Annotated in this window: 12 protein-coding genes; 5 read left to right on the top strand and 7 right to left on the bottom strand. The window is 38.4% G+C overall.

Annotated features, from left to right (window positions below; all coding sequences use genetic code 11):
- Positions 1-305: hypothetical protein (locus ACIPKN_RS05130; protein WP_400934091.1), on the top strand; the 305-nt coding region annotated here is incomplete at its 5' end.
- A 91-nt stretch (positions 306-396) separates the two neighbouring features.
- On the opposite strand, the gene ACIPKN_RS05125 is transcribed toward ACIPKN_RS05130, so the two are convergent.
- Both ACIPKN_RS05125 and typA read right to left on the bottom strand, forming a co-directional pair.
- On the bottom strand, positions 397-795 hold the full coding sequence (locus tag ACIPKN_RS05125) for a YlaH-like family protein (protein WP_142507593.1): 399 nt from the start codon (positions 793-795) through the stop codon (positions 397-399).
- Positions 796-825: 30 nt separating this feature from the next.
- Positions 826-2,670 (bottom strand): translational GTPase TypA, encoded by a 1,845-nt coding sequence (gene typA / locus ACIPKN_RS05120; RefSeq protein WP_142507594.1) that lies wholly within the window; start codon positions 2,668-2,670, stop codon positions 826-828.
- Positions 2,671-2,808: 138 nt separating this feature from the next.
- Here typA and ACIPKN_RS05115 point away from each other — a divergent pair, with 138 nt between their 5' ends.
- Positions 2,809-2,994: a DUF5325 family protein gene (locus ACIPKN_RS05115; protein ID WP_142507595.1), complete on the top strand. Its 186-nt coding sequence runs from the start codon at positions 2,809-2,811 to the stop codon at positions 2,992-2,994.
- A 44-nt stretch (positions 2,995-3,038) separates the two neighbouring features.
- Here the strand turns inward: ACIPKN_RS05115 and ACIPKN_RS05110 are convergent, their stop codons facing one another.
- Positions 3,039-3,833, bottom strand: a complete 795-nt coding sequence (locus ACIPKN_RS05110; RefSeq protein ID WP_400934088.1) for an inositol monophosphatase family protein — start codon at positions 3,831-3,833, stop codon at positions 3,039-3,041.
- A 281-nt stretch (positions 3,834-4,114) separates the two neighbouring features.
- Positions 4,115-4,312: a hypothetical protein gene (locus tag ACIPKN_RS05105; RefSeq protein ID WP_132357656.1), complete on the bottom strand. Its 198-nt coding sequence runs from the start codon at positions 4,310-4,312 to the stop codon at positions 4,115-4,117.
- 123 nt (positions 4,313-4,435) lie between these two features.
- On the opposite strand from ACIPKN_RS05105, the gene ACIPKN_RS05100 reads away from it, so the two are divergent.
- Together ACIPKN_RS05100 and ACIPKN_RS05095 are read left to right on the top strand one after the other, a co-directional pair.
- Positions 4,436-5,062, top strand: a complete 627-nt coding sequence (locus ACIPKN_RS05100; protein WP_400934085.1) for a YktB family protein — start codon at positions 4,436-4,438, stop codon at positions 5,060-5,062.
- 107 nt (positions 5,063-5,169) lie between these two features.
- A complete protein-coding gene (locus ACIPKN_RS05095) occupies positions 5,170-5,400 on the top strand; it encodes a hypothetical protein (protein ID WP_400934083.1) in 231 nt (76 codons plus the stop codon).
- Between the two features lie 494 nt (positions 5,401-5,894).
- Here the strand turns inward: ACIPKN_RS05095 and ACIPKN_RS05090 are convergent, their stop codons facing one another.
- Both ACIPKN_RS05090 and ACIPKN_RS05080 read right to left on the bottom strand, forming a co-directional pair.
- Positions 5,895-6,182, bottom strand: coding sequence for a UPF0223 family protein (locus ACIPKN_RS05090; RefSeq protein ID WP_142507598.1), 288 nt, complete (start codon positions 6,180-6,182; stop codon positions 5,895-5,897).
- Between the two features lie 559 nt (positions 6,183-6,741).
- A complete protein-coding gene (locus ACIPKN_RS05080; protein ID WP_400934080.1) occupies positions 6,742-7,698 on the bottom strand; it encodes an NAD(P)H-dependent flavin oxidoreductase in 957 nt (318 codons plus the stop codon).
- A gap of 156 nt (positions 7,699-7,854) precedes the next feature.
- Here ACIPKN_RS05080 and ACIPKN_RS05075 point away from each other — a divergent pair, with 156 nt between their 5' ends.
- The gene (locus tag ACIPKN_RS05075) at positions 7,855-9,324 is read left to right on the top strand and encodes an aminotransferase class I/II-fold pyridoxal phosphate-dependent enzyme (protein WP_400934077.1); all 1,470 of its coding nucleotides are present in this window, start codon (positions 7,855-7,857) and stop codon (positions 9,322-9,324) included.
- A 57-nt stretch (positions 9,325-9,381) separates the two neighbouring features.
- On the opposite strand, the gene ACIPKN_RS05070 is transcribed toward ACIPKN_RS05075, so the two are convergent.
- A partial coding sequence (locus ACIPKN_RS05070) for an IS3 family transposase (RefSeq protein ID WP_400934074.1) occupies positions 9,382-9,864 on the bottom strand: 483 nt, incomplete at its 5' end.

Raw genomic sequence — 9,864 nt, 5'->3', positions numbered from 1 at the left:
AACATTTGCCGCTGACGCTTCGCTTTCGCGCAGAGCAGAGCTTCCTGGGGGCTTCCGATGAGCCGCTTTTGGTGTTGCTGTCGCTACGCTTTCGCACAGTCAAAACATTTGCTGCCGCTACGTTAACGCTACGCTTTCACACAGAAAACATCCGCTGCGCTGCTGGGTCTCGGGCCAACACGATGTTGGTCATGAAGGCGTTATCACAGGATGTGATGCTTTTAGCCTTCGTTCCTCTATCGCTGATCCCCGAGGAGTCGCCCAGTCTCCCCTACAATCAACTATTTGCACAGTATACGATTTAACAAAAGTCACCCACAACTTTTGGTGATGAACCAAAAGAAAACAGCCTTAGCTATTCAAAGCTAAGGCTGTTTCTATTAAGGTAAAGTTATTTCACTGATTAGTAGCTTGTTGCTCTTCTCTTTTTTCACGCCATAAACGTGTTTTATAGATGATCAAGATTAACGCTGCTACAATGAGCCCTTCTACCATCGGAAGATATAATGCAAAAAATGTTAATATAATACACCCTAAAAACAGGAAAATATAAATAACTATATTTTGTGATAGTTTTAATTTCTTTGCAAAGCCTAGTTTATAAACAAGTGCAGAGAGCAAAAACACTAGAGCAAACAGAACATAGCCTGCCATATCATAGTTCGGTAAGTTTTGATATAAAAAACGCGTTATCCCTGCCATTTTTTTATAGGCTTCAGCTGTTTCCTCTACGTTTGTTTGTGCAGCAACTTGAATAACATTTAGTTCACCTAATAAAGCGGACTTAATATCCAAGACTCATCTTCCTTTCGTGGCAGCAAAAAATTATTTATCAGCGTTTTTTAATTTTTTCGCTGCTTTCTCACGTTCGTTTTTATCTAGAATTTGTTTACGAAGGCGAATAGATTCTGGTGTGATTTCTAAGTACTCGTCATCACCTAAGTATTCAAGCGCTTCTTCTAGTGATAAAATACGTGGCTTTTTAATAACATTCGTTTGGTCTTTGTTTGCTGAACGGATGTTTGTTTTTTGTTTCATTTTTGTGATGTTTACAGTGATATCAGCGTCACGAGTATTTTCTCCAACGATCATACCTTCGTAAATATCTGTACCTGGCTCCAAGAACAGTGTACCACGGTCTTCAATTTGCATCATACCATAAGTAGTTGATTTACCAGTTTCCATTGAAACTAGTACACCTTGGTGACGGCCACCAATTTTTCCTGGTATTAATGGTTGATAGCAATCGAACGTATGGTTGATAATACCGAAACCTTTTGTCATCGACATGAATTCAGTTGTATAACCGATTAATCCACGAGCTGGTACTAAGAACGTTAAACGAACTTGACCACTGCCGTTGTTCACCATATCAAGCATTTCACCTTTACGTGTACCAATTGATTCAATAATTGAACCAACATTTTCTTCAGGCACATCGATTTGAACGCGTTCGAAAGGTTCACATTTCACGCCGTCGATCTCACGCACGATTACTTGTGGTTTTGACACTTGTAATTCGAAGCCTTCACGACGCATGTTTTCGATAAGGATAGATAAGTGAAGCTCCCCACGACCTGAAACTGTCCAAGCATCTGGAGAATCAGTATCTTCAACACGTAAAGATACGTCTGTTTGTAATTGAGCACGTAAACGCTCTTCTACTTTACGAGAAGTAACCCATTTCCCTTCACGACCTGCGAATGGAGAATTGTTTACTAAGAAAGTCATTTGTAAAGTTGGCTCATCAATACGTAATGGCGTTAGCGCGTCTGGGTGCTCAACAGGGCAAACTGTTTCACCAACGTTGATGTCTTCCATACCTGAAACGGCGATTAAGTCACCAGCTTTTGCTGTCTCAACTTCTTCACGTTTTAAGCCGAAGAAACCAAAGATTTTCGTTACACGGAAGTTTTTCACTGTTCCGTCTAACTTCATAAGAGATACTTGTTGACCTACAGAAATTGTTCCGCGGAATACACGACCAATACCGATACGTCCAACGAAGTCGTTATAGTCAAGTAAAGCTACTTGGAATTGTAATGGCTCTTCTGAGTTATCAATTGGTGCTGGAATAGCTTCGATAATTTTCTCAAATAGACATTTCATATCCGCTTCTTGCTTAGATGGATCAGCGTCTAAAGAAGCTGTACCATTTACACCTGAAGCATAGACAACAGGGAAGTCTAATTGATCTTCATCTGCACCTAGTTCAATGAATAATTCAAGTACTTCATCTACTACTTCTAGTGGACGAGCTGAATCTTTGTCTACTTTATTAACAACAACGATTGGTGTTAAACGTTGTTCTAATGCTTTTTTCAACACAAAACGTGTTTGTGGCATACAACCCTCATACGCATCGACAACTAGTACAACGCCATCTACCATTTTTAAAATACGTTCTACCTCACCACCGAAGTCAGCGTGTCCAGGCGTATCAAGGATGTTGATACGAGTTCCTTCATAGTTTACTGCTGTATTTTTAGCTAAAATCGTAATACCACGTTCGCGTTCAATATCGTTAGAGTCCATTGCACGTTCTTCAACACGTTCGTTTGAACGGAATGTACCCGATTGTTTTAATAATTGGTCGACTAAAGTAGTTTTACCATGGTCAACGTGTGCGATAATTGCGATATTGCGAAGATCTTGACGTAAGTTTGTCATTATTCCACTCCATATTCTTTTTTCGAATGTTTAACTGTGATATTATAGCACAAGAAGGGTAGAAATGTCCTTATTAGAATTTTCCTCATTCTAAAAAATATATTTGCATTATAAATTTTTTATATAGGAGGCTCGGCTATGAATCGTGCAAAATTCGTAATGGCCGTTTACGCATTAGCGGCTGTTTTAGCAATGTGTTCTATCGGATATTCAGTGGCAGCTAGTAGTTGGTTAGGTATAATAGCAGGCATTGTGGCTACTTGTGTCATCTTCATGACAGCCTTTAAAATGAAACGTAAACTGCGTGAGCAAGGACTACTTTAATAGCACAGAGGAGCCTGTCTAAACAATAGACATGGCTCCTTTTATTATTCATAAGGCACAATATATTTTTCTAATAACTCTTTGTGTATAGAAGGATTGGCAATAATAAACGTATCCTGATGCAAGAAATCAAAGCCTTCTCCATGTAAATTAGTGGTAATAGCACCAACTTCCTTAGCGATAATCGTACCTCCAGCAATATCCCACGGCGATAGTCGCATAGACACATAAGCATCTAATTTACCACTGACAACAAACGCTATTTCCATTGCAGCTGAACCATATGACCTCGTACCACGTACTTTCCTAACCATTTCAATTACTTTTTCATTGTGAATATGTCGATTTGGTGCTACCCAGTGAGCATTTATACCAATGACCGATTCTTCTATTTTGACTGACTGCAATTTACGTAATGGTGAGTCATTGTACCATGCCCCTTCACCTGCAATAGCATAAAATAAATCTTCACGCATGACATCAAATATGTAACCAAGCTTGCCTATCCCATTAACAAAAATACCGATAGAAATCATAAAATGACGATGTTGTTTCACAAAATTCATCGTGCCATCGATTGGATCAATAATCCATACAACACCTTCTAACGACTCTACTTTCTCTCCCATTCCCTCTTCCCCTAAAATTTTATGGGTTGGATTGAAACCTCGTATTTTTTCGATAAAGAATAATTCTGTTTCACGGTCAATATTTGTGACAAGGTCGTTTGCGCTTGATTTTGTCTCGATAACTAGATTGTACGAAAAGGCCTCTCGAATACGGCTACCCGCTTCATATATAATACTTTTCGCAAATTGATCAATTTGTTGTAAATCCATAAAAACCCACCCTTCGATTATAAGAAAAGGCCCTATGCTTTTAGCCTACATCACTAGTTCCTCTATTTCAGCGGATGTCTTTTGTACCGAAAGCGTAGCGACAGGTACAGATGTTTGGACACCCACTGAAAGAAGTTAAAATACTTTTTTGTTGATAATTCTTCCCTAAAAATATAACTTTGCATTATGATATATTGTCTATTTTACCCTTTATAGCAATAAAAATCACCTGCTGTCGGAATATTCAGCAAGTGATTTTTCAAATCGGTATATAATTTTCATTACGCATAGGCGTGCAAGCTTTCAAGTTCCAGCTGAATTTCAACCAGACGCTTTTTACTTTTTTCAATTTCAAATTCATTTTTTTCATTCATTGCCGAGAATAGCGAGGCTAATTCATAATCTAATTCTAATTGCAAAATGTGTTCATATTGCTTTTCAATGTCGACTTTACGTATAATTTTTACGATTGGTTTCATAAAAATCACTTCCTTTTTTTATTTTTCACAAAAACTTATCACATTCGATAAAATGCTTGTTATAAGATTTTTTCCCATTTTCCTTATAAAATAAACCTTATAAATCGAAAGGAGTTCATAAAAATGCCGAAAATAAAGTGGACTAACAAAGACTTCAATGTTTTTCAAATAGACGGGCTAGAACAGAGAATGGATGCTTTAAATGAATGTGTACGACCAAAATTCCAATTGCTTGGAGAGGATTTTTCTTCCTTCTTTTCAAGTCATCTTGGGGAAGAATTTTATCCTCATGTTGCGAAGCATGCGCGTAGAACAGTAAATCCCCCAAATGATAGCTGGGTTGCATTCGCTCCGTACAAAAGAGGTTATAAATCATTACCTCACTTTCAGATTGGACTTTGGAGCACACATTTATTCATCGTCTTAGCTATTATTTATGAAGCTCCACAAAAAAATGTGATGGCAGAACGTTTAATTGCCAACAAAGCAATGCTACAGCAGCTTCCTGATGATTTCATTGTCTCTGGAGATCACATGTCTCCAGCAGCAATCTCCTTGCAAGATGCAAAGGAAGACAAGCTAGACGAATTACTTATCCGTTTACGTGATGTTAAAAAAGGAGAATTTTTAGTAGGTCGTCATATTCCAAAAGATCAAGCTGTCAAGCTGTCAGCTAGCCAACTTCATCAATTAACGGAAGAAACCTTTAGCCGTTTACTCCCTATTTATAACATCATTGTTGGAAAATAAAGTTTGACGGATTGTGCTTTAAGCTTTGTACATAATAACTAAAACAGTTTTCAACGATATTTATATATTGTGGAAAATTTTCGTTATTATTCCTAGCAAATGAAAATTTGTTTGAAGATTATTTTGTGGATGAGGGTATGGGGAAATTATTTTTTTTGGATCATCACCAAAACGTGTGGTTGATTTCCGTTCCGACCGGGCGCTTTGTTGCTGCCGCTTCGCTTTCGCTACAGAAAACATTTGTTGCTGACGCTTCACTTTCGCTACAGAGCAAAACTTCCTGGGGGCGTCCGATGAGCCGCTTGGGGCAACAGGATGTTTTTTGTGCGAAAGCTTAGTGTAACGTAGCGGCAGCAACAGGATGTTGGTCACGAAGGCGTTATCACAGGATGTGGCTTTTAGCCTTCGTTCCTCTAGCGCTGATCCCCGAGGAGTCGCCCAGTCTCCACTCCAATCAACTATTTACATAGTAGACCTTTTAACAAAAGTGATCTACACTTTTGGTGATGAACCTTTTTTTCTCTACTTTTCAAAAAATAGGAATTTTTTTATTTTGTTTATGTAGTATATGAAATGAGCTAATTTTTAACACAGACATAGTGTAAAGTGGACGTGAGTATTTCTCGCGTCCACATTCATGCTGATCCCACTCCAATCAACCGCTTCACGAAAGCTTGATCATGTTGTTTTTATGCAGCGGTTGGGGCATAAGTATATTTTTAAAGTAAAATGTTAAAAATTTCTCATTAGAAAAGCGCGAGAAATCAACGTTGCTAAAATTGATTTCTCGCGCTTTTTAAGGTTTTGACCAGTTTTGTCCTAGCCTCATTTTTTATCGACGTTGCTTCGGGGCAACTTTAATAATCGTACCATCAGTTCCTTCTTTCGCTTGTTTCACAACAGGGTAACTGACATAGCCACTTGCTTCTTCAAACTCACGGAAAATTGATTTTTCCTCGGCCTGTGAAGGAACAATTTCTTTAAAACGACGATATTTCACCATCATTACTTCACGCTTAATGCCTTTTTCATAAGCTTGTTCAATTCCTTCAAAAAATCGGACAACATCTACAATTTCCTCAGTTGACCAATCAGTTGAAAACGGATAAGAGTATTCCATTAGACATAACCACCTTTATATTACTGATCCGATACGAAAAACATCTACATTTCTAAAAAATGTAGACATCTCTACTGTGACACAACTTATTTCTTCCGACTTCCGTATTTGTGTCTTCCTTATTCTTCGAGTCTGGTTTCGCATAAAGCTACTGCCATTTAGTATGACTCTCCAAAGGCATAAATTCCGCAGTATCGTTGCGTACACATCTAAGGTTTAGTTCAGTTGAATTCCTTAGATTAAGTAATTTGCTAAGTTAAAGCTTACGTTCAAATCTCTATCCAACTTTAATCCACAAGAGCAGATATATAATCTGCCTTTCAGTTTCAAATCGGTTTTGATTTGTCTACAACTACAACAAGTTTTGATATGGAAACCATCTGTCGGCTTCAACAAATTCAATTCCGTATTTTTGACTTTTGTATTGAATTCATATAGCTTTTGCCCGGCTACCGCCTTCGCCAGATGTATATTTTTCATCATACCTTTTACATTTAAATATTCCATGGTTTTCACAATCTCATTAGAACATTGAAATAAATGATTGGCTCGGATGACGTTAAGCCCATTTTACCCGAATACTTTCTGCTTCTGCAAGCATTCGGGTGATCAGCTCCTCGACTGTTGGAATATCATGAATCATTCCTGTAACTTGTCCAGCCCAGCCAATCCCTTCATCTTTTTCACCATCATAAATAAAACGTTTATTTGCTTTCCCGCTAATATAATCTTTTAATGCCTCATACGTAGGTGTAGTGCGCTCAATTTCTAAAATCTTTTGCGTAAATTCACTGCTCAACGCTCTTGCTGGTGCACCTATAGAGCGTTTTATAACAGTCGTATCTGCCTCCGTACTTGCAATTAAGGCTTCTTTATAAGCCTCAGAAGCATCAACACATTCTTTTGTCGCTATAAAACGCGTACCCATTTCAATTCCCTCTGCTCCTAGTGCATGAGCTGCCATCCAGCCACGGCCATCACCAATTCCGCCCGAGGCAATAACAGGTATTTTCACACTATCTACAACCTGTGGCACAAGTACCATTGTTCCAATATCATCGCGACCAAGGTGACCTCCACCCTCTTGCCCAACAACCATAACAGCATCTGCGCCTAGTTCTTCCGCCTTTTGAGCTTGTCTACGTGCAGCAACTAGCACTAATTTTTTAATTTCCGTTCCTTTCAAAATATCAAAAATAGGAGCAGGATTTCCTCCAGTCATTGTAACAACTGGTACTTTTTCTTCCACTGCAACACGCACCATATCCTCATAACCAGTGCCATACATACCAATTGCAAAATTTACACCAAACGGTTTATCCGTTAATGTTCTTACTTTATGGATCTCTGCGCGCAATAAGTCAGGATCTCTTAAACTCATAGCTGTTATTTGCCCTAACCCCCCAGCATTTGATACCGCCGCTGCTAAATCAGCATATGCTAAATAGTCTAATCCCCCTTGAATAATTGGGTATTTAATATTTAAAAGCTCCGTCACACGTGAATTCCAATTCATAATATCTCCCCTTTCCTACAATACTATTTTCTTTTCTCGAAATCATCAAAATATCCTTTTTATTTTATTTTTTTCTGTAAAGTCTATTTTTTCTTGCAATTAGGTGCTATAATTCATTTGTTTTCTTACATATTATAAAGTGAGGTGGTACTTGCGTTGTCACAATTAGAGACTCCATTGTTCGACGTATTACTCAAACATCGGAACAGACACCCAATTCAGTTCCATATTCCAGGCCATAAGAAAGGGCAAGGTATGGACCCTGCGTTCCGAGAATTCGTCGGCGACAACGTTTTATCAATTGATTTAATTAATATTGCTCCACTAGACGATTTACATTCACCGAAGGGCGCCATTAAAGAAGCGCAAGCACTTGCTGCCCAAGCCTTTGGTGCTGATCATACATTCTTTTCCGTTCAAGGTACTAGTGGCGCCATCATGGCGATGATTCTGACCGTTGTCGGTCCAGGTGATAAAATTCTAGTACCGCGGAATGTTCATAAATCCATTATGTCGGCGATTGTTTTCGCTGGAGCAATCCCGATTTTTATTCATCCCGAAGTAGATAGTGAGTATGGTATTTCTCATGGAATATCGCCTGAAGCTGTTGAAAAAGCATTAAATGCTTATCCAGATACAAAGGCAGTTCTTGTTATTAATCCAACGTACTTCGGCTTCTCGGCAGACTTAAAGCGGATTGTCGAAATAGTCCATAGTCGCAATATTCCGGTAGTTGTCGATGAAGCACATGGTGTACACATTAAATTTCATGATGATCTTCCATACTCTGCAATGGAAGCTGGAGCTGATATGGCCGCAACCAGCGTACATAAGCTTGGTGGTTCTATGACTCAAACGTCTATTTTAAATGTTCGTGAAGGACTTGTTTCTGCAAAACGTGTACAAGCTATACTGTCGATGCTAACAACAACATCGACATCCTATCCATTACTCGCTTCCCTTGACACAGCACGACGTCAGCTAGCGATCCATGGTTATGATTTAATTGGGGATGCACTTCGCTTGGCCAAAGATGCACGTAAACGTATTAACCAAATTCCACATTTAAAATGTGCTGGTAAAGAAAAATTAAATTCATCAGCAACTTATGATATGGATCCTTTAAAGCTATTAATAAGCGTTAAAGATTTAGGTATCTCTGGTCATCAAGCTGAAGAATGGCTTCGTCACAATGCAAATATTGAAGTAGAATTATCAGATCTATACAATATTTTATGTTTAGTGACATTAGGTGATACGAAAAAGGACATCAATCTTCTTATCAATGCCCTTAGTCGTATGTCAAAAGCATTCGATTCAGAAGCTGCAATTACTGAAACAATGGTCAATGTTCCAGAAATCCCTGCACTTGCTATGTCACCACGTGATGCATTTTATGCAGATACTGAAGTTGTTCCACTTGCAGAAGCGGATAATTGTATTTGCGCCGAATTCGTTATGGTATATCCCCCAGGTATTCCGATTTTTATTCCCGGGGAAATAATTACTCAAGAAAATATTCGTTATATTCAAATGAATATTGAAGCTGGTTTACCAGTACAAGGACCAGAAGATACTACATTAAAAACAATTCGCGTCATTAAAGAACGCAAACCTATTATTTAATAGTAAAGCTACCTCAGAATAAAGTGTACCCTTTGTAAAGGACATTTTGAAAAAAAGCTAGGCAACCTTTTGAAGCTGCTGTCTGTATTTTGCAGGCGGCAGCTTTTTCAAGTTCCATTGCCCTCGATAATGGTTGTAATACGTCATATAACTTTTCACTTCTCGTTTTACTTCTTCTAATGTTTCGCACGCTTTCAAATTGGTTTCATCTTTAAAATGACCGAAGAAGGATTCTTGAGGGGCGTTATCCCAACAGTTTCCTCGGCGTGACATCGATTGCCCTAGTCCTATTTCCTTCACAAGTTTCTGGAATTGTGGATTCGTATAATGGAATCCTTGATCTGAATGAATAAATGCATCTTCTGCTAAATGGTGGTGATTTTGTTTCAATTTACGAAGTGTATTGAGCGCGATATCCATACTTAATGAAGCAGATACTTCATACGCTAAAATTTCGTTTGTCTCAGCGTCCTTAATCGTTGATAAATAAGCACGTTTGCCGTTTCCGTACGTCAAATACGTGATATCTGTTAATAATAC

Origin of the sequence: Lysinibacillus sp. NPDC086135 (genome assembly GCF_044746345.1) — a bacterium.
GTDB lineage: Bacteria > Bacillota > Bacilli > Bacillales_A > Planococcaceae > Lysinibacillus.
This window is presented reverse-complemented; position numbering and strand designations above follow the sequence as displayed.

Excerpts from the sequence above, each read along its gene's own strand:
- typA (WP_142507594.1), bottom strand. The coding sequence starts at position 2,670 with ATGACAAACTTACGTCAAGATCTTCGCAATATCGCAATTATCGCACAC.
- ACIPKN_RS05115 (WP_142507595.1), top strand. The coding sequence starts at position 2,809 with ATGAATCGTGCAAAATTCGTAATGGCCGTTTACGCATTAGCGGCTGTT.
- ACIPKN_RS05110 (WP_400934088.1), bottom strand. The coding sequence starts at position 3,833 with ATGGATTTACAACAAATTGATCAATTTGCGAAAAGTATTATATATGAA.
- ACIPKN_RS05105 (WP_132357656.1), bottom strand. The coding sequence starts at position 4,312 with ATGAAACCAATCGTAAAAATTATACGTAAAGTCGACATTGAAAAGCAA.
- ACIPKN_RS05100 (WP_400934085.1), top strand. The coding sequence starts at position 4,436 with ATGCCGAAAATAAAGTGGACTAACAAAGACTTCAATGTTTTTCAAATA.
- ACIPKN_RS05090 (WP_142507598.1), bottom strand. The coding sequence starts at position 6,182 with ATGGAATACTCTTATCCGTTTTCAACTGATTGGTCAACTGAGGAAATT.
- ACIPKN_RS05080 (WP_400934080.1), bottom strand. The coding sequence starts at position 7,698 with ATGAATTGGAATTCACGTGTGACGGAGCTTTTAAATATTAAATACCCA.